Genomic DNA, 23,077 nt, shown 5'->3' on the forward strand with positions numbered 1-23,077 from the left:
CACTGACCTACGCCCCAACTCCGGCGGTAGGCACGGTGGTTGCTTCAGCAGGGAGGGTCTCGATGCACGCGATGCACGCGATGCACGCGATGCACGCGATGCACGCGATGCACGCGATGCACGCGATGCACGCGATGCACGCGATGCACGCGATGCACGCGTGGGCAGGCCGCTTGACCGGGTAGCGACAGCCATGGGCGGGAGTTGCTGCACCGCCATCCCGACGCCTCCGGCCCAGTAAGCGTTGAAGCGCTCCTTCACGGCCGTGGCGGCCGGGGCCATGCTCCTGACTGCGCTCACCTGCGGCTCCGCAGTCGCCGAGCAGCGGCCGGCGGATGCCTGGATCAACGTCAGCGGCATCGGGGCTTGTCACGACGGATACATCTGCCTTTACGAGAACTACCAGGCCAACCAGAATGCCGTCGGCCTCGGCACCACGCTCGTCGGCCGGGAGAGCGCCGAGACGGCACGCTCCGACAGCGCAGAACCGCCACCGTGCGCCTCACGTGTCCGCTGACGTTGCCGTCAACTACTGCCGTCAAATGTCCCTGAAGCCCCACCAGTCACCGGCGGATTCCAGGGGTCGTTGCAACACGTGGTCGTGTTGATCAGGACGCGAGCAGTTTATGCAGGCGCTCGGCTGGGGTTTCCCAGCCGAGCGTTTTGCGTGGGCGGCTGTTGAGTTCGGCGGCGACGGCGGCCAGGTGCTCGGGATCGTGGGCGGAGAGGTCGGTGCCTTTGGGGAAGTACTGCCGCAGCAGGCCGTTGGTGTTCTCGTTCGATCCGCGTTGCCAGGGGCTGGCCGGGTCGCAGAAGTAAACCGGGATGTCGGTGGCGACGGTGAAGGCGTGGTGGGCGGCCATCTCCGAGCCCTGGTCCCAGGTCAAGGACTTGGTCAGGTGCCGTGGCAGGGTCTGGACGGTGGTCTGCAAGGCCGTGCTGACGTCTTCCGCGCCGCGGCCCTGGGGCAGGTGGACGAGCATGACGTAGCGCGTGGCCCGCTCGACCAGGGTGCCGATGGCGGAGGCGCTGTCCTTGCCGATGATCAGGTCGCCTTCCCAGTGGCCGGGCACGGCGCGGTCGTCTGCCTCTGCGGGCCGTTCGCTGATCATGACCATGGGGTGGGAGAAGCGCGGCTGCCGGGCGGCGGCCTGGTGGTGCGGCTTGCGCCGGGCCCGCCCTGTCCGCAGGGCTCTGGCCATCTCGCGCCGGAGTTCGCCGCGGCCCTGGACGTAGAGGGCCTGGTAGATCGTCTCGTGGACCACGTGCATCTCCGGCCGGTCGGGGAACCTCTTGCGGAGAGCGTGACAGATCTGTTCCGGGCTCCATCGCATCACCAGGTGGGCCTGGATGAAGTCCCGCAGCTCGGTGTTCTGGCCGATCTTGCCGGGCTTGGGCCGGGGCCGGCGGGCATCGGCCCGGCGCTGGGCGGCGTGGGGGCGGTAGGCCCATCGGGCGTGGTCACCGCGCAGGGGTAGGCCGTTGCGGCGTATTTCCCGGCTGATCGTGGACGGGCTGCGGCCCAGCTCGGCGGCGATCGCACGGACGGACGCCTTCTCCCGCAGCCGGTCGGCTATGTGGATGCGCTCGTCTTCACGTAGATACCTCGTCGACGTGGGCACGGGCTCCTGCTCTGGCAGAGCAGGAGCCCGCCGCCGCTTCGGGTCCAAGCGGCCGTTTCGCCACTCGCGGCCAGTCCGCTCATGGACGCCGACGCGTCGGCTTGCCTCTCGGTTGGTCAGCCCCATCTGCACGAGCCGGAAGTATTCCTCCCGCTCGGCTCGGAGCTTCACAGGCCCCTGAGCCTTACGGACCTTGCGGATCTCGAAGCCCATCGCACCCCTTGAACTGGGGTGTTGCAACGACCACTAGAACCGAAGCACCTCTGGTGGGGCTTCAGGTTTTCCGAAGCAAAAGCTTCGAAATGCGCTCAGGGCTGATCAATCCCGGTTTTGGGAGCCCTTCGGGTACCGGGTCACCTACCCGCCAGCGCCCCGAGATCGATCCCGCAATTCTGGCGACAGCACCTCCGAGACGGCCATTTCGAGGAGAAGCATTCGAGTGGTCTCTCGGTCAAAACCCTCTCGCCGAACCATCTCGATCGCCCAAATCGCGGCTAGCTCCATCCAGTATGGCCGGCCGGACTTCCACGCCGTTTTCACTGTCAGTTCGATGAGCTTCTCAGGGGTTGGAACGCCACCCTGACCGAGGTGCTCCCACGAGCGGGAAAATTCGGCCAAGCATGCAGAGAGGTCACGCTCCAAATATGGCCACATGGGAACGAATCCCGATCCCTCAAGGGAGGACCGGCCTTCTGACTCCACGCCTACGCCGATCCGGCCATCGGGCATGACCCCAATCCACGCCCCATCTCCCCGATACACTACTGGAGTCCAGTTTCCCATCTCAACCCCACGGCCTGTAGTCGAAGTCAATCCCTTGATCGCCCATAAACTTCTGGAACTGCTGGCGTGTAGCGTCCGTCCACCTGTGGCCATAGTGACCACTATTTTCCGTGAACACTAGGCGGCCGTTATCTCGGAAGAGTGTGCCACCCAGCACTGTCCCTCTGTCCATGCCCGCCTTTTCTGCTAGTTGCTCGTGGGGGCTGAGGCCTCCGGGAATTCTTTCACGGTCTCCCGCCAGAAACCTTCCGGCACCGGAATCGAACACGAACTCAGTCTCAGGCTTCGTTGAGGTGAAAGCCCTCAAGGCGCCAGCAGTTCCCTCGCCCGACCCCAGAATTACGTCACAGTTGCTGTTGTGAACCAGGACCGGCGTGGCCCCCGCCAGCACATAGTACGTGTGCGTGCCGGCGACAGTCAGGTCGTGTGTCTGCTGCTGCTTGCGGAAGTGTCGGACCGTGGTGATCTTGGCGGTTGTGCCCTGGGGGGTGCGGAGTTCGGTGCCCGGGCGCAGGTCGCCGGCGTTGATCCACTTCTTCTTGTCGACGGACCAGAAGGGGTGTGTGTCGGTGGCGATGATGCTGGAGTCGCCGGATGGGGTTTTGACGGTGAGGTCGGTGAAGTGTTTGTCGTCCTTGGTGACGATGGTGGCGACGACGGGGCGGGTGGTGGTTTTGCCGGTTGCCGGGTCGGTGGCTATGACCTTGTCGCCGGTTTTTACGTCCTCGATGCGCTTTCGCTTGCCGTTGGCGAGGGCGACTTCGGTGTCCGGGGTGAAGCTGTGTAAGCAGTCGCTGGCCTTGACGGAGGGACGCCCGGTGATCCTGCCGGGGAGTTCTCCTTCGGTTACAGCAGCTACCCCTGCCATGGCAATGTGTTTGGTGAAGCTGTAGACGTCGTCGGGGCAGCCGCCCTCGAGCCGATAGCAGGCTTCGCTGAGGGCGTGCATGATGCGTACGCCGGCCAGCGGGCCGTCTTCGAAGCGCGGATTGCCCCACGGCTTGAATAGGCTGGTGACCTCCTTGAACTCCCGCTCCAATTCGGGAGCTTTGCCCCAGCTGAACGGTGCTGATATTCCTGGGTAGATTTCGTAGCGAGTTGGTCCGTTGTAGGGGATGTGGCAGTAGGGCTGGATGCAGGCGCCGGGGCCGGGGATGTAGTTCTTGGAGCCGGAAAGGCGCATGCCGCCGTGGCGGTTGTGGACGACGCCGGTTCCGCGTCCGGAGCCATCGGGGTCGGCGAAGAGCTGGCCGGTGGGGTCGCTGAAGGTGAGCGGGTTGTTGTTGCTGTAGGTGTAGCCGTTGATCTGTTGGGGGTCGGCCGGGTCCAGTACGGGGTCGACGGAGAGGAAGCGTCCGGTTTCCGGGTCGTATTCGCGGGCCCCGAGGTGGGTGAGGCCGGTGTCCGCCGAGTCGTCGGTGCCGCCGACATAGCCCTTGGAGCCGGGCCAGTTGGTGGGTTTGGTGCCGCGGAGGCCACCGAAGGGGAGTTGGCGGCGCTGGGTGAGGGTCTGGTCGGCGGCGCTGATGGCGAGTTGGCCGGTGCCAAGGCGGTCGGCGAGGGTGATGGTGTAGGTGCCGTCGTCGGCCAGGACGGCCTGGTTGCCGCTGCCGAGGGGGATGTAGCGGGTGGCTTTGGGTTTGTCGGCGCCCTTGTCGAGGGTGAGTTCGGTGTGGTCACCGAGGGTGAGCGTGGTCCGGTCATCGGTGTGGGTGATCAGGCGGTTGCCGTTGGCGTCGTAGACGTAGCTGGTGGTCTTGGTGCCCTTGTCGCCGGCTGGTTCGGTGACCTTGGTGAGGTGATCTTCGATGTCCCAGGTGAGGGTTTGTTTGTCGCCGTGGAGGGTGCGGGTGGTGGTGTTGCCGGTGTTGTCGTAGCCGTAGGTGGAGGTGCTGGTGCCGGTGGGGCCGGTGGTGTCGATGGAGGTGAGGGTGTGGGGCTGGGGTGTGCCGGGCTTGGGGTAGCGGTAGGCGGTCTTGGTGTCCTTGGCCACGTCGCTGGTGGGGTCGTGCTGGGTGAGGATGGTGCGGTTGCCGGCGGTGTCGTAGCCGTATGACTGCCAGTAGGGGGCCGGCCCGGCGATCAGGCTGCCGGCGGGCTTGTCGGCGCAGGTCTTCTCGTCCTGGGTCCAGGCTTCGGTGAGCCGGCGCAGGTAGTCGTGGGTGAAGCACTGGGTGTCGGTGCCGGTGCGGGAGACGTCGGAAAGGGAGGTGACGTTTCCGGCCGGGTCGTGGCCGTAGGTGGCGGACTGGTCGACACCGGCGACGTCCTGACGGTCGACACGGGAATTCGACAGGCGCTGGGTGCCGAATTCGTAGCTGTTGGTCACCTGGGTGGGCTTGCCGCCGCTTCCGACGATCTTGTAGGTGAGGGGCTGGCCCGCGAGTGTGTATGTGGCGTCGGAGCGGATGTCTTCGCCGTAGACGGTGGTCATCCGCAGGGTGTCGTTGGCGTAGCTGTAGTTCCACCCCTTGCCGGCAAGGTTCCCCATGCGGGAGAAGCTGCGCGCTTTCGGCAAGCCGTTCTCGTAGTACGAGGTGCCGGCCTGGTAGGTGCCGGCCAGTGCGCCCTCGGAGTCGGGGATGACGGTCTCGGTGCGCTGCGGCCGGTAGAGGACGTCGTACTGGGTGACCTTGGTGGTGTAGGGCTTGCCGTCGAGGTAGCGGGTGGATTCGGCGAGCTGTCCCTTGGCCTTGGTGACAGTGTCGTAGACCCACTTGGCGCGCAGCGGGCCGTCGATTGTCTTGTCGTGCAGCTCGGTTTTGCGTCCGAGGCCGTCGTAGACGGTGGCCAGCACGGCTCCGTTGGCGTCCTCGCTGGAGATCTGCTGGCTGCGGTCGTCGAACGCCGCCTTGGTTGTGCCCTTGTCGGGGTCTTTGGACAAGACCTGGTTGCCGAACTGGTCATACTGGTAGGCCCACTTGTTTCCGGCGGGGTCGGTGACGCCTTCGAGTTTGCCTGCCGGGGTGTAGGAGTAGCGGGTGGTGTCAGCTGGGGCGTCGGCGGATCGGGTGTGGTGCTGCAGGAGCTGGGTGGTCTGGCCGCGGGCGTCGGTAACCGTGGTGGTGGCGGTGCCGCCTTCTGGCGGGACGATGGTGGTTCGGTCGCCGCCGTGGCGTGTCTTGGTGACCGCCAGGACCTTGCCGCCCTCGCCGTTTCCGGCGACGTCCCGGCTCTCGGTTTCCCGGCCCAGCCCGTCGTAGGTCTTCCAGGTCTGGGTCTCGACCTTCAGGGCATCGGCGGGCTTGAAGAGCACACGTTCAGGCTTCCCGGACACGTAGTACGGGGCGAAGGCCTTCGCGGCCAGGCCGCGTTCGTCGTAGAACGTGTCGTTGATCAGCCGCCCGCCGTCAGGGCCGGGGGCCTGGGTCTGGCGTGCGCGCAGGTAGCCGTCGTACAGGGTGTAGGAGACCGTCTGCGACTGGGCGGTGGGGTTGAGGGTGTACTGGGCGACGGCAGTCGGCTTGCCCTCCTCGACAAAGTAGGCGAACTGGTAGGTGGGCATGGAGCCGCGGTCGGGCAGCCATACCTTCACAGAGCGGCCCAGCGCGTCGTACTTCAGCGTGGTGCGTTTGCTGTTGGTGTCGACGATGGCGAGGGGCTGGCCGCGCAGCGGGTCGAGTTCGGTCGTGGTGGTCTGCGCGGTGGTGCTGTCCTTGGCGACGGCGGGCGGTGTGGTGACGACGGTCTTGGCCGGGAAGCCGGCGGCCGGGGAGTAGACCGTGGTGGTGGTGCGGCCGTCGGCGCGGGCGGTACGGGTCGGCGCGCTGTCACCGATGGCGACCACGTTCGCCGTGAGATCGGTGACCTTCTCCGGGCGTCCGTAGCTGTCGTAGGCGGTACCGGTCTCCAGATAGGTGGCCGTGGTGCCGTCGTGCTTCTTCAGCGTGGCGACGGCGGTGGCATCACCCTTGATGGGCGCGGAGCCGTAGTTGCCGCCGTCGTAGGCGGTGCGGACATCGGAGATGACGTCCTTGGACCGGTCCGGGCTGCTGCCGCATTCGGTGGCGACGGTCTCGACCCGGGCGGGCAGGGTGAGGATGTTCTTGTCGGTGTTGGTGGCGTAGGTGGTGCGGGTGCACCGGTCGTCGTTGGTGGTGGAGTCGTCGCCGCGGTCGCTGACCTCGGTGACGCGGCCGGCGACCGTGTCGAAGGTGGAAGCGGTGGTGGTCGTGCGCCACTTCGCGCCGGCGCCGTCGTCGAGGGAGGTCCAGGAGCGGGTGCTGGCCGTGCCGCTGAAGCTGGCGGTGACCGTTCCCCAGTCTCGGGTCTTCTTCGCCGACTGGTGGTGCCAGGGTCGGCTGACGGTCTTGGTGAGGACCTTCCCGCCCGGAGCCGAGTACGTGGCGGTCCTGTAGGGAAAGCCGGCCGCCGAGGCGTCGTCCGTGAGCGGCTCTCCCTCACCGTCCTCCAGAGCGACCTTGACGTCCTTGCTGCCGCCGCTCGCGGTCTTGCGGTCGCCGTCCATGCCGCGCAGGAAGTAGCTGTCCTCCTGCGTCTTCATGGCGTCCGCACCCGTGCCCTGGCCGCCGGTCCGGACGCGGACGTGACCGTAGCCGCGCCACTGGGACCAGGTCTTGGACTTCTCCTTGGTCAGCCCGTCATCGTCGTCGTAGTGCCAGGCCGCATCATCGAGGTAGTCGTAGCGGGTGACCTGGTCCGGCGCGCCCCCGGTGCGGTCGGTGGTCGTCACGGAGTCGACGACGAACTTGTTGAACCACTCCTTGTCCATGTCGTCGCTGGAGCTGCCGCCGATGAACTGGGGGAAGCAGCGGGTGGTGTTGGACTCCGGGGTGGGCAGGTTGTTGAACGCGCAGGCGGGCTTGGAGTAGTTGACGTCGGTCTGGCCGCCGTATTCGTCGTCGATGGTCGACAGGCGGTCCTTTATGTAGGGGGCGTAGCCGTCGCCGGTTTTGTCGAGGCGGTTGGCGAGCTGGGTGTAGGCGAAGGTGGTCTTCGGCAGGGTGAGGGGCGTGGTGTCGGTGTAGCCGGTGTGCTGGATGGACTCGAGTTCCAGCTGGTAGTCGACGTCGGCCGTGCCCCAGCGGTGGGCCAGCGCCCAGGAGTCGACCGGGGTGAGGGCACCGTCCTTGAGGACCTCGGTGGTCACCCCCGTCAGGCGCTTGCGGGTCCAGAAGGTGGGGGAGAGCCGTCCCTGGTCACAGGCGGTGTCTGATGATCTGCGGGTTTTTGTCGGTGGTAGTTCGGCGTTGTGATGTCAGTGGGTAAGTAACGAACTCTCTGCCGTTCAGTGGGTTGTCGTGGGCGGCTCGACTGCTGTCATGGATGCCGAGCTGGTGCTGACGTTTTTGGTGATTATGCAGGTCAGTTGGTTGCCGATCGGTACAGCGTGGGGTGTGTAATCGCTGGTCAGGGCTGTGGTGGCAGGTGCTGGGTGCCGAGAGTTGGGGGCGGGGCGGACGGTGTCGCCTTCTACGGTGTGGGCTTCAGGTTGTAGCGGATTCCTGTTGCGGTGAGGCGGAGTTGTTCGCCGTCTTGGACCGTGATGAGCGGGAAGAGCGGGCTGTCTGGGGCACGGTCCTTGAGCTGTCCGTGAATGCCTGCCGCGCGTATGAGGCGGCGTGTCCAGGTGGGTAGTGGGTAGACCTGGCATCTGCGGTGGGCTGTGCTGTCGTGGACTTTGACGGTGGTCGCTGTTTCGTTGATGTCGATACCGCGGATAAGCGCGAGCCGGCTGATGTCTGCCCCAGTGACCGCGTGGATGGTCAGGGCTGTCGCGTGGAGCGGGTGCGCCACTGTGGTCAGCCGGGCGGCGAGGACGTCTGCTGGTATGCGGTCATGTCCTCGCGCGGCCGGTGCGTCGCTCATCGTGAGGGCGAGCTCGGGTGCGCCTTGGCACCGGGCACGTTTCGGACGGTCTGTCACTTCACCGTCCGACGGTGCCGGGGAGGTGATCCACTGCCCGGCGTCCTGGCAAGGGGCTGGTTCGGCGGGTCGCTTCTGTCCGGCGCTTGGTGTGCCGGTAGGTGAGTGTTCCGTCCGGTCCAGAGCGATACGGGCCTGGGGGAGGCTGTCGATGAGGTGGTGTGGGGTTTCTTCGAGGAGCGTTTTCAGGGCGGGGGTGACCGGTCGGTGCCAGAGGAGGGTGAGGCGGGTGCCGCAGCGCTCCCGCAGGGCGAGTAGTTGTCTCTGGCGGGCGGTGGTGAGGCGGTCGGTGCGGCAGATGATGAGGTGCCCGATGTGGTGGGTGAGTATCCAGGCGGCGACTGCGTCCCAGGCGGGGCGCTGGGAGTCGGCCCACGTTCCGTACGTTTCTCCGCCCGAGGGGAGTCGTTTGCCCAGGGCGTAGAGCAGGTCGTGGGCGAGGGCGGCGGGTGCGCCGTTGGCGGGGCTGGGGTCGATGGTCAGACGGCCCAGGTCCGGATCGTGTGCGGCGTGTGCGGCAGCTGTCCAGGCGGGGTGGTCGCCCTGGTCGATGATGGCGGTGACCGGGGTAGCGCTGCTGACCTTCACTACATGCCGCCGATCTTGCTGTAGACCCAGCGCACGAGGTCTTCGTCGACCTGTTTGAGGTTGAGTTTCTTCATGCCGGTCAGGATGTGGGTGGTGATGTTGGCCCAGTTGCGGAAGCTGCCGTGGGCGGCCTGTTTGTCGATCGCGTCGATCAGCGCGGTGTCGACGTCCGCCCAGACGGGGTGGAAGGCGGGGATCGTGGCCCGTACCTCGTCCTTGGACATGCGGGCGAACTCCTGCCAGATGAAGATCCTGGAGGCCAGCATGGGCTCGCGGCGCAGGACTTTGTAGCAGCCGTCGCCCCCGGCGAAGATCACCGCGATGTTGGTGCGTTTGTCGTCCCACAGGTGGCGCCAGAACTCGAACCCGGTCTTCTTCATCCACTGTGCCTCGTCACAGACCAGGACCCGGAACTCCTCGGCGAGCGCCTCCTTGAGGAGGGTGTCGAACTCGATCGGGCGGGCCGGCGGCTCTCCCGGCAGCCCCAGCGCCTGGAAGAGACCATGGCGGATGTCGCGCGGGGTCGGTCCGGCCCGCAGTTCCAGGCGGTGCGTGATGTCCGGGGCGAGGTGGCGCAGGGCCGAGTTCACCGACATCGTCTTGCCGGATCCGGCCGGCCCGTAGACGCACATCATGGCCTTGGCCTCGATGACGGCCTCGATGTTGTCCCGCGTGGTGAGCAGTGTGTCGGTGCCGACCAGCTGCGCCTGCTCCAGGCCCAGGAAGTGGTCTTCGCTCTCGTCGGGCAGCAGTCCGTAGTCCAGATCGGCGATCATCAGCGGTGGTCCTCATCAGGAGTAGGTGTGCGCGGGGGCCTGGGGCGGGCCCAGGTATCGGGCGCGGGGCCGTGCGGAATGAAGTCGGGACGGGCCAGCGCACGGCGGTCCGTCTGCGCAGCCGCGCCCAGCTCCTCTTCGGCTTGGGCGGAGGTCGAGGAGGTGAGAGGCCTGGGCGGGGCGGCGGTGGTGGAGGCTTCGAAGCGCCGGCGGCGCAGCTTCTCCGCGGCCTTCAGATCGGCCTTGAGACGGCGGGCAGCCGCGGTCCGTGCCGCCTGGACGGCACGGATCTGCTCACGGCTCGCCGCAGTGGCCAGGAACGCCGAACCAAGGTGGCGGCCGGTCGTAGCGTCGAAGACTTCGATGGTGTCGTCGTGATGGGGCAGATGCCGTACCGACACCTTGGTGCCGGTACGGCCGTTCATCCACGGGGCGAGGTAATCGCGGCGCCGCCACCGCACCCCGCTGGTACTGATCGTGTAAGTACGACCGTCGTCCTCCAGAGCGAACGTCGCCAGCTGCCCCGCGGACACATCAGTAAGCGGCGTCGCATCGGCCTGCCACGCCTCGACGGGGCTTTTCCCGTTCAACGCGGACGGGTGGTGGCGGGTGTTCCACCAGGCCACCCAGTCCAGCAGCAGCCCCACGAATGCCTCATAGGCCAGCGGCGGGGCATCGGGGTCGGCGATCCGGCCACCGGTGAGTTTCTGTCGGCCGGTGTAGCGGGGGAGGGAGACGAGGAACATCTCCTCCACCGCGTCGTTCAACGCCTCGATGGTGCCCTTCAAGTGCGGTGTATAGGCGGGCAGATCGGTGACGGGGACGGCGAGCGCGCCCATGGCCGCGGTGACCGTTGCGCACAGGAACTCCTTGCCGCGGTCGACCCGGATCTGACCGGGCAGCCCGCCCACGGGTCCGAATGGCTCGGTGCGGGTGATCGCGATCCGCAGGGACGCCAGCACCGCGTCGCGGCTCGGCGCGTGCGCGGTGACCGCGACCCCGGTGATCGCTTTGGTGGCGCAGTCGATGAACCAGGTCACCCACGGCGTGGCCAGCTCACCTTCCACGTCGACCTCGACGGGCACGTGCTTGTGGTCGCCCTCCCACGCCGCGTTGCGGTGCGTCGGCGGACGCTGCCCGAAGACGTCGTGAGCACGGCGGGCGGCTTCCCCGCTCTTGAGTCCGGCCCGCTCACCGCGGGTCAGGTCCCGGCGGATCGCCCGGTGCAACGTCGACAGGGACGGCACCGCGGGCGCGTTCGGATCTTCGGCCGCCCGCTGCACCAGCTCGGCGTGGACCCGGGAGGCGTTACCGCCCCACAGTGCCAGCAGCCGCCGGACTTCTGTGGTGACCGTGAAATGGGACGCCTCCACCCGGGCGAGGCGATGATCCTCCCGGGCGGCGGCCAGCCACCGCCATACCGTCCGCTCTGACTTCCCCAACGCCTGGGCTACCAGACGTACGTGCGCGGATGCCAGTTCACCGCGCCCGTCGAGGTCCAGCAGCCGGGGCATCGCCGCTGCCCGCCCCAACTCGGGCGGGAACACGCTCGCGGGGCCGCCCACGGGATCCTCGCCACGGCTTCCCGGCATGTGCGGCCCCTCTCCGCCGAGTACGGGACAGCACGGTCTGCCGTCCGGGTTCCAGGTATCCCAGCCTTTTGGCACCCAACTGACCGGAATCGGCATACGACTGACAGCAACCGCCGCCATCCGGTACAGCCGTGTCCGCGCACGAAGCCCTGCCTGGTGGTGGTGTTCGTCGTGGAGCTGGGAGGCCGACCTGGGAGGCCGTGTCCCCGCGCGGCCTGTCTGCCGGGGCTACGGCCCGTCAGGCGGGTGGTCCAGGACGAACACACCGACGGCGGTTTTGGTGCTGGGTGCGGCGGAGGTGGCGGTGCTCGCGGTGGTTGGTCCACCAGGTGAGCCGGTCGGGGGAGTCCTGCGGGAAGAGCGTCTGCATCGACGTGGCGGCGAGGGCGAGGACGAGGCAGATCACGACGCCCCACCAGGGTGCGCCGGCCATGACGGTCGCCAGGCCGGAGACGGCGGTGACGGACGCGGGCACGAGGTTCGGCGAGACGGGCATGGTCAGGCCTCGCTTCCTGTGTCGTGGGTGCGCCCCGGGCGGGGGTGGTGGGTCATGGCGGGCCTCCTGCGGGCAACCGGGCACCTCGGGGGTGCGGGTTCAGGCCAGGGCGAGGACGAAACGGCCCATGCCGTTTCAACCAGCCCTGCGACGTGCTGAGTTGGCCCTACAGTGACCGCTGGGCCTGGTGGTGGGCGACTGCGCCAGACCAACTGTTTCCGTGCCGGGCGGCACCGGATTCTGGTGAGGGGGAGCACAGGTGGCACACAGTGGTGACGGCGGCGGGGAGGACGGGATCCTCGCGCGTCGGCAGGCGCGTGAGGAGAAGGACCGGTTGAAAGCCGAGTTCGGCGCCCGGCTGAAGGTCCTGCTGGACCTCACGGGCCTGAGCTCGCGCGAGTTCGCGGCCCGGTTCCCCGCATACAAGGACTCCACGGTCCGCAAGTACACCCTGGGCACGAACCTGCCGCCGTGGGACTTCCTCCACGACCTGCTCACCGAAGTCGCCCGCCGCACCGACGACCCCGCCGCCCCTCAACGCCACACGGAACTCTTCACCGCCTACCGCACCGTCCTCGTCGACACCGGCGCCGACGTCCGCGGCAGCGACCAGAACTCCCTCCTGCTGCGCCTCCTGGACGGCGAGGAGGCGCTGCGCCGGCTCCGCGACGATCTGGCCGAGGTCCGTGCGCGGGAGAACCAGCTCCGTCTGGACCTGGAGGAGGAGACCCGCCGGGTCCAGGCCTCGCCCGGTGCCGGGGGCCAGGAACGCCGGCACCGGCTCGAGGAGGAGAGCCGGGCCCTGGCGCAACGCAGGGACGAGCTCGTCCACCGCCGCGGTGCCCTGGTCACGGAGCTGGACGACTGCCGGGGTCGTCTGGCGGTGGTGGAGGCGGCCGAGGGCTCGGGCGACCTGGTGCCGGCGGGAACCGGGGCCGGTGCGGGAGTGCACCAGGCGTCGGTGCCGCCCCTGCCTCCCGAGCCGCCCACGGTGCCGGAGCCGTCGAAGTCCGGCGGCGGCCGGCGGGCTCCTGTGCTGATCGGCGTCGCGGTGGCCGTCGTGCTCCTGGCGGGCGGCGGCGCCGCGGTCGGCATCTGGGCGACCGGTACCAACGACGCGAACAACCGGGCCGCGTCGCCGGTGTCGGCCACGCCCGGCACCACCAGGTCCTCCGCGCCAATGCCCTCCCGCACGGCTCCCTCGGCCAGCGCGACGCCGAGTACGCCCGCGCCGGAGCAGCACAGCTGGTCGCTGATCGAGGATCTGGTGCCGATGGACGTCTACCCGGAGGGCACCAAGCGCTCGTTCACTGCCGGCGCCCTGACCGTCAATACTCGCGAATACCCCAAGACCTGTACGCGTTCGAGGCCGAACGCACCTGGCAGCTCAACCGCGAGTACTCGACCTTCACCGCCAGCGCCGGTGTCTCGGACAGCACGCCTTCCGGCGACGTCATCACCTTCACCGTGCAGGTCGACGACGTCATCGTCAAAGAGTTCACGATGGCCCCCGGGGACACCGTGAAGAAGGTGACCATCGACATCAGCGAAGCCTTCCGCATCAAGCTCACCACCCTGGAGTCCTTCAGCACCCATGAGGGCTACGGAGCGTGGATCGACCCCACCGTCACCAAATAGCTGCGCTGAGGACGGCGGCAACCCCACCTCCCAGTTGCCGTGGAACGCCGCCGCCGATCAGCGCCTGCCGTTCCCCGTGCCCGACCCCCGGGCCCATCACTTCGTCACCCAGTACGCTGACATGCACGACGTCGTCGCCGGGTTGACGGTGCCCTCCGGTATCCCGCAGTCCGCGGCAACGGTGCTGCACACCTCCCGCGAGCTCCTGCGCCACTCGTACTTCTGCTACGAGTTCTCCGCCGTGGCCCTCCTGCACGCCCTGATCGCGATGGAGATCGTCCTCCGGGCCAAGATCCCTGACTCCGGCACGAAGCCGCTCCACGCTCTCATCAAGCAGGGCAAGGAGAGTGGCCTCCTGACCGAGCGGCAGACGGAGTTCCTCCACGAGGGGCGCAAGCTCCGCAACCGCATCGCCCACGGCCAGAGGGCTCATTCCGTCATGCCCCCACGCTGGGGGGCCGGAATGCTCACTACGTCCTTCACCTTGATCAGCGAGGTATGGGCGGCCCAGTCGACGCCACCGGCCACAACTGACACAGATGAGGGCACAGGTATCTGAGATGAACGAGCTCGTCGCGGGGCCTGGTTCCTCCGACGGCGAGCCGTCCGTGGTGGGGCAGCGCCTGCACGTCGTTCTGGATGCGGAGCGGGTGGTGGACGACCTGCGCCGCTACTTCGGGATCGGTCTGCCCCCGGGTGCCGGCGCGTTCACGGGGGGCCGGTTCGAGCACCTGGCGGGCGGGGGTGACCGTCGGCAGGTCGCGGACAGGTTCACCGCAGAGGACCTGGTGGCGGTGCAGACCCTGTCGGTGACCGTCCCCGCGCCCGTCGCCCTCGACCTGCTGGAAGGCCCGCTGGGCACCCAACTGTCCGAACTGCTGCGAGGCATCCCTTCCGACACTGATCTGTCCGACGCCGATGCCTCGGTCGTCGCGGACGGCTCGCCAGCGTACCGGGCCTGGTGCTTGTTGGAGGACCAGTACAAGATTGGGTGGGTGATCGCCGGGAAGCTCTTAGCCCGTAAGCGGCCGCGGCTGCTGCCGGTCTACGACCGGGTCGTGCGCTGTGCGCTCGGCCACCCGCCGTCGTTCTGGACCGATCTGCGCACCGCCCTGCGCGAGGACGACGCGGCCTTGCACCACCGACTCCTTGGCCTGCGGCAGAGTGCGGGCCTGCCCGAGACGGTCAGCGCGCTACGGGTCGCCGATGTCGCGGTATGGATGGCCCACCCCGCCCCGGGCCACCGCTGCCCCTGAGGACCCGCCGCAGGGATGGTCAAATGCTGACGCTCGGAGGGGGCTTGTTGGTGCGTGGGGTGCCGGCTGGCCTGGTGTGTTGTGGGTTTCGGCTCCCAGTCCTACGCCGACGTCGTCCGCGACCGAGTCACCGCCGACCCCCGCGACGCCGTGCTCCTGGTGGTCGTTCTCCCTGGCGCTTCGACGTGTCGTAGGACGCTGCGTCTGACCGTGTGAGCTGGGGTTCTTCCTCGCATCTCTGGAGCTGTCGTGATCGTTGCGACACGTTGCAGATGGAGTGGAGGAAACCTTGCGGGCGTTTCGTGTGCAGCTGCCCTCGGGTGCCGGGTACTGGACGGTGCTGGACGAGGAACTGGCCGTGGTGCCGGCGGCGGACGCATTCTTGCGGTACGTACGGTTCGGCAGGGACCAGGCGGAGCTGACGACGCGTACGTACGCCGGGCACATCGCGCTGTACCTGCGCTGGTGCGCCCGGACCGGCCGCGACTGGCGGACCGCCGCAGTGGACCTCGGGCTGTTCACCGTGTGGCTGAAGTACGGGACACCTGAGGCCACCGGGATCGAGCGGCCGGTCGCAGGCCGCGGGGTGGTGATGGCCGGGCCCGGGACGGAGCCCCGCCGGCAGCCAGGCCGGATCGGGAACGTGCTGACCGGCGTGCGGCAGTTCCTGCTGCACGGCATCACCGCGAAGACCGTGCCCTCGGAGGTCCTGGTCCAGCTTTACGAGGTGGCCGAGGACTGGGACCTGCCCGAGGAGGCCCGCGGCGAGGGGATGAGCTACCGGCTCAAGGCCCGCCACCGCGTGCAGGTCCCGCGCAAGCGCCGGGACCGGGCCACGGACGCCGAAGCGGTCGCGCTGTTCGTGGCCTGCCGCAACGCCCGGGACCGCTTCATCGTGCTGCTGCTCGCCCGGGCCGGACTGCGCCGCGGCACCGCGGCGGGCCTGCGGCGCGAGGACATGCACTTCATGCCGGACTCCACCGCGCTGGGCTGCCGGGTGACCGGCTCCCACTTGCACGTCCTGCGGCGGGAGAACGCCAACGGGGCGTGGGCCAAGCGCCAGCGGTCCGCTTGGCCGGGGAAGGCCAAACCGGTCGACTTCCTGGTGGTCCAGGCCCACGACCAGTACGTGATCGAGCGGATGGCGCTACAGCACGGGGCGGCGAGCGACTTCGTGCTGGTGAACCTGTTCGCCGAGCCGCTGGGCGCCCCGATGACCCCGGACGGCATCACCGAGCTGCTTCAGCGGCTGTCGAAGCGGGCAGGGCTGTCGAGGATCGTGACCCCGCACATGCTCCGGCACGCGATGGCCAGCAACGTCGCGGACGCCGGCGGCAGCCTGGACGAGGTGGCCGCCCTGCTCGATCACGAGCGGCTGTCCAGCGCCGAGCCGTATCTGCACCCGGACCCGGACCGGCTGCGCCGGGCCGTGGAGCGGGTGCCTTCGCCGCGCGACCTGGCTGGAGGAGAGCGATGACCGCGGCGGTGACGCTGCCGGCGGCGCCGCCGGCCCCGGGCGCCGGCGAGGAGGAGCGGGCGGCGTTCTTGTGGTCGCTGATCGAGCCGAAGTTCTTCGCAGAGGTCGGCTGGGACGCTGGGCGCCGCGTCCTGAGCGCGCCGGTCGACCATCCCATGCTGGGCATGCGGGCCTGCCCGGTGCCGGAGTGTGATCTGCCGTCGAAGGGCCGTGGTCTGTGCCGGACATGCCAGGACCAGCACCGAAAGTCGGGACTGCCGCTGGAGGAGTTCGTCACGCTCCCGCGCACGGCCCCGCGGGTGGGTCCGGGCGCGTGCCGGGTCGGCGGATGCGAGCGAACCTGGATCAACTCCCGCAGCCAGCCGCTGTGTCGCTCGCACTGGCACCATTACCAGCAGTTCGGCGGCACACTGACGGAGTTCCTCGCCAGCCCCGCGGCCCTGGCCCTGCCGCGTCTGGGTGATTGCGGCGTGCTCGCCTGCACCCGGCAGGCCGTGACCGCCGTGGGCCACCGGCTCTGCCATCCACACGGCAAGCAGCTCAACCACCTCCGCAAGACAGAGGCGGACCTCGACGAGCAGCTGTGGCTGCGGACCGTGCCGTCAGGATGCAGCGGCTCCGAGATCAGCTTCCGGGGCCTGGCGGACCTGGTCGTCGCGCAGCTGCTGTTCGGGTTGCAGCACCGCTGCCGGCGCGGTGCAAAGACCGACATCGGCGGGCTGCGCTCGCTCATCGACCGCACCATCCGTCCCTCCCTGGCAGGCTGCCTGGAGGACGTCCCCGGGCTGGAGGCGAACAGCACCGCGAAGGTGCTGCTCAACCGCCTGACCGCATACGCGCTGCGGGCGTTCAAGTCCCCGGAAGGCGAGTACGGCAAGGACATCTGGGACCTGGCCGTCTTCGGGCACCGCGGATCGGTGGAGTTCACCGACATCCACCAGCCCTGGCTGAAGGAGACCGCCAAGCGCTGGGCCCGCGACTACCTGACCCGCGCTCGCTCGCGCAGCACGTCCTCCCACGCCCGCCAGCACCTGACCGGACTGGCCTTCCTGTCCCGGAGCCTCTACGCCCGCCAGGACCACGGCATGGACACGGCGGCGCTCGGGCGGTCTGACATCGAGAACCATCTGAACCGCATGACGTTCCTGGAGGCCAATGGCCGCATCGCCGCCGACACCCGCACCACCTACGTCAGAGCCGCCCGCAACGTCCTCCGGCAGGCACGCGTGATGGGCCTGACCAGGGCAGCCGGGCCCATGGCCGGGCTGCCGGACGACTTCGTGATCACCCGGCACGACGTCCCGAAACCACCAGAGCCCTCGGAGGAGAGCCAGGACCTGCCGCCGGAGGTGATGCGGCAGCTCTGCGCGCACCTGGACCTGTTCGAGGAGATGACGTGCCGGGAGCTGCGCGTCGCGGTGGAGCTGATGATGGACACCGGCCGGCGCCCGGAGGAGATCTGCAAGCTGGAATTCCACTGCCTGAACCGGGACCGGCAGGGCAAGCCCGTCCTGGTCTACAACAACTGGAAGGAACAGCGGATCCGCCGTGAGCTGCCGATCCACGAACCCACCGCACAGGTGATCCGCGAGCAGCAAGAACGCGTCCGCCTCCTCTACCCGAGCCAGCCGCTGTCCCAGCTGGCTCTGCTGCCGTCATCGGTGATGAACCAGCTCGGGGCCAAGGGCATCGACTCCACCCACTTCAGCGGGGTGCACCGTGAATGGGTCACCGCCCTACCGGAGTTCCGACTCGACGACGGCACGGTCTTCGACAAGGAGAAGATCTTCCCCTACACCTACCGGCACTCCTTCGCCCAGCGCCACGCGGACGCCGGCGTCCCTATCGAGGTCCTCTCACCCCTGATGGACCACGACTCCTACCAGTCGACCCGCTGCTACTACAACCCTCGGGAATTGCATCAGACGGGCGAGAAACCGCAGGTCGCGTGGTCGATGCGGGAAGTGGAACGAGTTCGTGGGGTCTATGGACTGGCCGCCTGAGCAGGCGTGTTGCCGAGTTGATCCCTTCTGATGCATGATCTGCCCTCCAGAAGGGAGGGTCTGGAGTGGTGCATCAGCGCAAGGTGGCCCTGGCCGGGTCGGCTCAACTGGAGCTCGTCTCCGGGGTGGTCCAGCTGCGTCCCGAGGACGCGATGTTCGACGCGATGTTGCGGGGCTGGCGTGCTCAGCAGAAGTCGCGAGGCCTGAAGGACGACACGATTGACCCGAGGGAACGGCTAATTCGCCGGTTTCTGGACTTCACGAACGAGTACCCGTGGCGATGGACGCCCGCCCACCTGGACGAGTGGTCGGCGTCGTTGACGAGCGAGAGACACTTGGCGCCGTCCACGGTCCGCAGCTACCAGGGCATCGTCCGGTTGTTCACCGAGCTCCTCATTGACGCCCGCTACGGCTGGGTCCCGGCCTGCGAGGAAGCCTTCGGCACCTTCCCGGTGGCGATCTGCCACGAGTGGAATACCCTGCCTCACCTGCAGGATTACGAAGGAGACCCGGAGGCGAGGCCCTTCACGCGGGAAGAGCTGCAGCTCTTCCTCGACTACGCCGACGACCAAGTGGAACGAGCGGTCCGGGCGAAACGCAAGGGAGCCCTGGCGGCCTACCGCGACGCCACGTTGTTCAAGGTGATCTACGGGTGGGGACTTCGCCGGACCGAGACGTCCAAGCTCGATGTGGTCGACTTCGGGCGCAACCCACAGGCCCGCCAGTTCGGCCGATACGGCACGCTCAACGTCCGCTACGGCAAGGCGAAGAAGGGCCAGTCGCCGCGTCGGCGGAACGTGCTGTCGGTGATGGACTGGGCCGTCGAGGCGGTCGCCGACTACGTCGAGAACGTCCGGCCGCGCTTCGGGTTCCCCGATCACTCTGCTCTGTGGATCACCGAGCGCGGGGGCCGCCTGCAGCCCGGCTCGATCAACGACCGGTTCGAGGCATACCGGGACGCTCTCGGGCTGACGAAAGAGCTGACTCCGCACAGTCTTCGGCATTCGTACGTCACGCACCTGACCGAGGACGGGGTGGACCGGCGCTTCATCCAGCAGCAGGTCGGCCACGAGTGCGACAGCTCCCTGGCCATCTACACGCACGTCAGCGACGACTTCATGAACACTTCCCTGCACAAGGCACTGGCCCCGGCGTTCGCCGGGGCCTGACAGGAGGGATCCGGCGATGGCCGCCAAGCTCGACTACCACTGGCACCTGCGCAAAGTCATGGCCGACCGCGGGATGTTCTCCACCACCGACCTCCTCCCGCCGCTGAAGGAGCGCGGCATCACGCTGTCCACGAGCCAGGTCTACCGGCTCGTCGTCGAGCGACCGGAGCGACTGAGCCTGAAGATCCTCATGGCCCTGCTCGACATCCTCGACTGCACCATGGACGACCTCATCGAGCCGATCGTGGCGGCCGGGGCCGTGAAGAAGCCGAAGAAGGCAGCCGCCGGCGGCTCGGCACCCGATGCGGAGGGACTCGGCGGACTGCGTCCAAAGCGTGCTCGGATCAGAGGAGTTGACCGGTCTTGACCACGGCTGACCAGCTTGATCGCGCCGTCACGGACCCGATCGGCCTGATCACAGACCTCGTCACCGATGTCGAGAAGGAACTCGGCGCCGAGAGGATCCGGGCCGTGGTCACCGCGGTCGCGGGCGGCCGAGCGAAGTCGCGCCAGGTGGCCAAGGCCTTGGCGATGCGGTCCGCCGTCCTGACCGACGGCCGGTCCCCGGCACCCCGGGCGATCGGCGATCTGCTCATCGAGCTCCGCAAGGCCGGCGCCTCGGCGATCGCGGCACCGGTCTGCGCGGAGTGCGGCAAGCAGCTGCGAACCCTCCAGCGCAAGGGCCAGGACTGGTACTGCTCGGTCTGCGGGCAGGAGAGAGCCGAGTGCACCGCCTGCGGAAACGTCCGACGTGTCAGCTTCCGGGACCGCAAGGGCCTGCCGCGCTGTTCGATGTGTCCCGACAACGACGATCGTGATCCAGCCGCGGTCGTCCACGAACTGATCACCACGATCGCCCCGGGCGTCGACCGTGATGCGGTCGCTGAGGCCCTCCGCCGGTCGGCGCCCCACCGTCCTCACTATCGCCAGAGAGTGGTCTGGGCCCTGGAGGACAACCCTCGTCTGCTGACCGGGGAGGGTTATCTGGCGCCGCATCGTGCCATCCTGCGGTTCATCGACTTGCTACACGAGGCCGGTGTCGCCGGGATCGTCCGGCCCGCATGCCCTCGCTGCCACCGGGTGGTCCGCATCGACAAGCCGCTCGACGGGCAGCGGGTCTGCCGCAACTGCATCGCCAAGTCCCGCTTCGAAGAATGCGTACGCTGTGGTGCCCGGCGCGAGCCGGCCACCCGCGACGCCGAGAGGCGACCGCTGTGTCCGAGCTGCCTGGTCAAGGACCCGGCGAACCTGGAGACCTGCATCGTCTGCGGCGAGTCACGCATGGTCAGCAGCCGCACCGCAGACGGGCCGATCTGCCCGAACTGCCGTCCCCTGCCCATCCTGCTCTGCTCGATCTGCGGCCGCACCGCACCCTGCATGCTCTCGAAGCTCACCGGCCTGCCCCGCTGCGGCGGCTGTGACAGGCGCCAAGCTCACTGCACCGTCTGCGGACGAATGCGCGGCATTCACTCCGGCACCGCCGACGCCCCCGTCTGCGGCCCCTGCACCACGCCGGACGCCGAGCTCTGGCGCCCCTGTCCCACCTGCGGACAAGCCGAACGGCTGCACGCGCCGGGACCGTGCCCCCGCTGCACCCTCAAGCAGCGGCTCCACGAACTCCTCGCCGATGAAACCGGCTCCATAAACCCGAAGCTACAGTCCCTTCACGACGCCCTGGCCGACACCGAACGGGCCGGCACCGCGATGCGCTGGCTCTCCAAGGGCATCGTCGCCACCGTCCTGTCCGATCTTGGTTCTGGTCATCGGCCTCTCACCCATGAGGCCCTGGACGTGCTCCCCGAAGGCAAGGTCGTCGAGCACATCCGCAGCGTTCTCGTCGCCACCGGAGTCCTGCCCCGGCGGGACGAGCAGATGGTCCGTCTCGAACGGCACGTGAAGGACCTCGTCGCCTCCCATGCGACGGCCGAGGGCCGGAAAATGCTGCACCGGTACGCGACTTGGCATCTCCTGCGTCGGCTTCGCCGACGCAGCCGCGGCAAGGAGATTACGCACTACCAGCTCGCGGGCGCACGGCAACATCTGCGGGCGGCAGTTCATCTCCTGGACTGGCTCGAGGAGCAGAATCTGACCCTTTCAACCTGCCGTCAGGCCGACCTTGAACGCTGGATGACCAGCGACGATGTCCGCCATCGCCGGGAGGCAGGACACTTCGTGCGCTGGGCCCTTTCCCAGAAGATCGCCCGCGATCTCAGCTTCCCTGCCGAGCGATGGAACGGCCCCTCCCAGGCGATGGACGACGAGGCCCGCTGGGACACAGCCCGTCGCCTGCTGCACGACGACACTCTCAAACCTGAAGACCGCCTGGCCGGACTGCTGTTGCTCCTCTATGCCCAGTGGCCCGCGGCGATCTCTCGCCTCACCATCGGCCACATCGAGGAGACGGACGGAGCCGTTCGCATCCGCCTCGGCGCCGTTCCGGTCGAGCTTCCCGCACCCGTCGCTGACCTGGCCCGACAGCAGGTCGCGGCCCGCCGCAGCCATGCCGTCCTCGGCCGGACAGAGTCACCCTGGCTCTTCCCTGGCGGCCAACCCGGCCGCCCGATCAGTGCCTGGGCTATGGGCGAACGGCTCCGCAAACTCGGCATCCGCCTCGCCGAGACCCGCTCAACCGCTCTCTTCCAACTCGCCACGGAGCTGCCTGCTGCGGTCCTCGCCCGGACCCTCGGCATCGACATCACCGTCGCCGTCAAATGGCAGCGAGCCGCAGCCGGAGACTGGGCCGCCTATGCCGCCGACGTCAGCCAACGCCCACGCGGGGCTCCCGTCCGATCATGACTTTCCGCGCAGGCACTCGCCAAGGCGGTCCGGCGAGACACCGCCCCCGGGCGCCCTGGCCTGACCCGAGCGAGGCGCGGCCTACCTTGACAGTCCCATATCGTTTATCGATAGTATCGAATAGCGATATGTAACTGGCTGAGCAAGGGGGATCCTCATGTCCGAAACATCGCCCTGGTGGGTGCGGGCCAACAATCATGTGTTGGAGACGGCCCTGGGGTTGGGGTTGCTACTGGTGGGCCTGTTCAAGGTCGTGTTCCCGATCCTCGGGGTCGTCGGCCCGCTCCCACCCATCACCGACACCCGCGCGGTCAGCGTCGCCGCAGCCGCGCCCGACGCGACGGCCTCGGGGCCGGTGACACTGCGTGGGACCGGCCAGGCCGACCTCGCCTTCCATGACCCGGGCCTTGGAGATCGGCTGCTACTGATCCTGCCCGGCCTGACGGGCGCGGTCCTACTGGTCGTGATCTTCTACGTCCTCCTCCTCATGGCCCGCACCTTCCACGCAGGGGACTTCTTCGTCCCGCAGAACACGCGCCGCCTGCTCGTCATTGCCGGGGCCCTTCTCCTGGTCGGTACGCTCCCCCCGGCCCTGGATGTCCTGACGACGAAACTCCTGGTCGAGGGCTCGCCGGTGGAACAGGCTGTCCTCACTCCCTATGCCATGAGCACCGCAGCAGTGTTCGGGGCCCTGCTGACCGCAGCCGCGGCTGCGGCTTTCCGCCGGGGGGCGCGACTGCGCGAAGACACGGAGGGACTGGTCTGATGCCCCCGGAGGACCCGCACGAAATCCACTGCCACCTGGACCGACTGCTGGCCGACCACGGCATGACCCTCGCCGAACTCGCGGGACGCGTCGGAGTGACGGTTGCGAACCTGTCCATTCTCAAGAACGACCGCGCCAAGGCGATCCGCTTCAGCACCCTCAGCGCGATCTGCCGCGAACTCCACTGCCAACCCGGAGACGTCCTCACATTCGGCACCAAGTGAGGCGA

At 68.2% G+C, this 23,077-nt stretch carries 17 protein-coding genes and 1 pseudogene; 12 read left to right on the forward strand and 6 right to left on the reverse strand.

What is annotated here, in order from left to right; all coding sequences use genetic code 11:
* Positions 1-62: 62 nt before the first annotated feature.
* Positions 63-185: a hypothetical protein gene (locus QT196_RS38340; protein ID WP_290356585.1), complete on the forward strand. Its 123-nt coding sequence runs from the start codon at positions 63-65 to the stop codon at positions 183-185.
* 95 nt (positions 186-280) lie between these two features.
* Entirely contained in the window at positions 281-517 is a 237-nt protein-coding gene (locus QT196_RS38345; protein ID WP_290356586.1) for a hypothetical protein, read from the forward strand.
* 91 nt (positions 518-608) lie between these two features.
* Here the strand turns inward: QT196_RS38345 and QT196_RS38350 are convergent, their stop codons facing one another.
* The 6 genes and pseudogenes from QT196_RS38350 to QT196_RS38375 form a co-directional block, all read right to left on the reverse strand.
* Positions 609-1,742, reverse strand: a complete 1,134-nt coding sequence (locus tag QT196_RS38350; protein WP_290356669.1) for an IS30 family transposase — start codon at positions 1,740-1,742, stop codon at positions 609-611.
* A gap of 664 nt (positions 1,743-2,406) precedes the next feature.
* A pseudogene (locus tag QT196_RS38355) lies at positions 2,407-7,575 on the reverse strand (polymorphic toxin-type HINT domain-containing protein); the annotation flags it as partial.
* Positions 7,576-7,838: 263 nt separating this feature from the next.
* Complete coding sequence (locus tag QT196_RS38360) at positions 7,839-8,879, reverse strand: hypothetical protein (RefSeq protein WP_290354035.1); 1,041 nt, start codon at positions 8,877-8,879, stop codon at positions 7,839-7,841.
* Positions 8,879-9,655, reverse strand: a complete 777-nt coding sequence (locus QT196_RS38365; RefSeq protein ID WP_290354034.1) for an ATP-binding protein — start codon at positions 9,653-9,655, stop codon at positions 8,879-8,881. Before QT196_RS38365 ends, QT196_RS38360 begins: the two co-directional genes overlap by 1 nt.
* Complete coding sequence (locus QT196_RS38370; RefSeq protein WP_290354033.1) at positions 9,655-11,247, reverse strand: transposase family protein; 1,593 nt, start codon at positions 11,245-11,247, stop codon at positions 9,655-9,657. Before QT196_RS38370 ends, QT196_RS38365 begins: the two co-directional genes overlap by 1 nt.
* A 238-nt stretch (positions 11,248-11,485) precedes the next feature.
* Positions 11,486-11,743, reverse strand: a complete 258-nt coding sequence (locus QT196_RS38375) for a hypothetical protein (protein WP_290354032.1) — start codon at positions 11,741-11,743, stop codon at positions 11,486-11,488.
* Between the two features lie 471 nt (positions 11,744-12,214).
* Here QT196_RS38375 and QT196_RS38380 point away from each other — a divergent pair, with 471 nt between their 5' ends.
* The 10 genes from QT196_RS38380 (at position 12,215) to QT196_RS38425 (ending at position 23,072) form a co-directional block, all read left to right on the forward strand.
* The gene (locus QT196_RS38380) at positions 12,215-13,381 is read left to right on the forward strand and encodes an NPCBM/NEW2 domain-containing protein (RefSeq protein WP_290356587.1); all 1,167 of its coding nucleotides are present in this window, start codon (positions 12,215-12,217) and stop codon (positions 13,379-13,381) included.
* A gap of 121 nt (positions 13,382-13,502) precedes the next feature.
* A complete protein-coding gene (locus QT196_RS38385) occupies positions 13,503-13,940 on the forward strand; it encodes a hypothetical protein (RefSeq protein WP_290354031.1) in 438 nt (145 codons plus the stop codon).
* A 1-nt stretch (position 13,941) separates the two neighbouring features.
* On the forward strand, positions 13,942-14,637 hold the full coding sequence (locus QT196_RS38390) for a DUF6308 family protein (RefSeq protein ID WP_290354030.1): 696 nt from the start codon (positions 13,942-13,944) through the stop codon (positions 14,635-14,637).
* Between the two features lie 289 nt (positions 14,638-14,926).
* Positions 14,927-16,114 carry a tyrosine-type recombinase/integrase gene (locus tag QT196_RS38395; RefSeq protein WP_290354029.1) on the forward strand — a complete coding sequence of 396 codons (1,188 nt, stop codon included), beginning with the start codon at positions 14,927-14,929 and terminating at the stop codon, positions 16,112-16,114.
* Positions 16,111-18,117, forward strand: a complete 2,007-nt coding sequence (locus QT196_RS38400) for a site-specific integrase (RefSeq protein WP_290354028.1) — start codon at positions 16,111-16,113, stop codon at positions 18,115-18,117. The genes QT196_RS38395 and QT196_RS38400 overlap by 4 nt, the downstream gene beginning before the upstream one ends.
* A 65-nt stretch (positions 18,118-18,182) precedes the next feature.
* Positions 18,183-19,286 carry a tyrosine-type recombinase/integrase gene (locus QT196_RS38405; protein WP_290354027.1) on the forward strand — a complete coding sequence of 368 codons (1,104 nt, stop codon included), beginning with the start codon at positions 18,183-18,185 and terminating at the stop codon, positions 19,284-19,286.
* A 16-nt stretch (positions 19,287-19,302) separates the two neighbouring features.
* Positions 19,303-19,653 (forward strand): helix-turn-helix transcriptional regulator, encoded by a 351-nt coding sequence (locus QT196_RS38410; protein WP_290354025.1) that lies wholly within the window; start codon positions 19,303-19,305, stop codon positions 19,651-19,653.
* Positions 19,650-22,082 carry a site-specific integrase gene (locus tag QT196_RS38415; protein ID WP_290354024.1) on the forward strand — a complete coding sequence of 811 codons (2,433 nt, stop codon included), beginning with the start codon at positions 19,650-19,652 and terminating at the stop codon, positions 22,080-22,082. Before QT196_RS38410 ends, QT196_RS38415 begins: the two co-directional genes overlap by 4 nt.
* Before the next feature lie 157 nt (positions 22,083-22,239).
* Entirely contained in the window at positions 22,240-22,848 is a 609-nt protein-coding gene (locus QT196_RS38420; RefSeq protein WP_290354023.1) for a DUF2975 domain-containing protein, read from the forward strand.
* Positions 22,848-23,072: a helix-turn-helix transcriptional regulator gene (locus QT196_RS38425; protein WP_263268854.1), complete on the forward strand. Its 225-nt coding sequence runs from the start codon at positions 22,848-22,850 to the stop codon at positions 23,070-23,072. The genes QT196_RS38420 and QT196_RS38425 overlap by 1 nt, the downstream gene beginning before the upstream one ends.
* The last annotated feature ends 5 nt before the right edge of the window (positions 23,073-23,077 follow it).

It is taken from the genome of Streptomyces sp. P9-2B-2 (assembly GCF_030406865.1).
GTDB lineage: Bacteria > Actinomycetota > Actinomycetes > Streptomycetales > Streptomycetaceae > Streptomyces > Streptomyces platensis.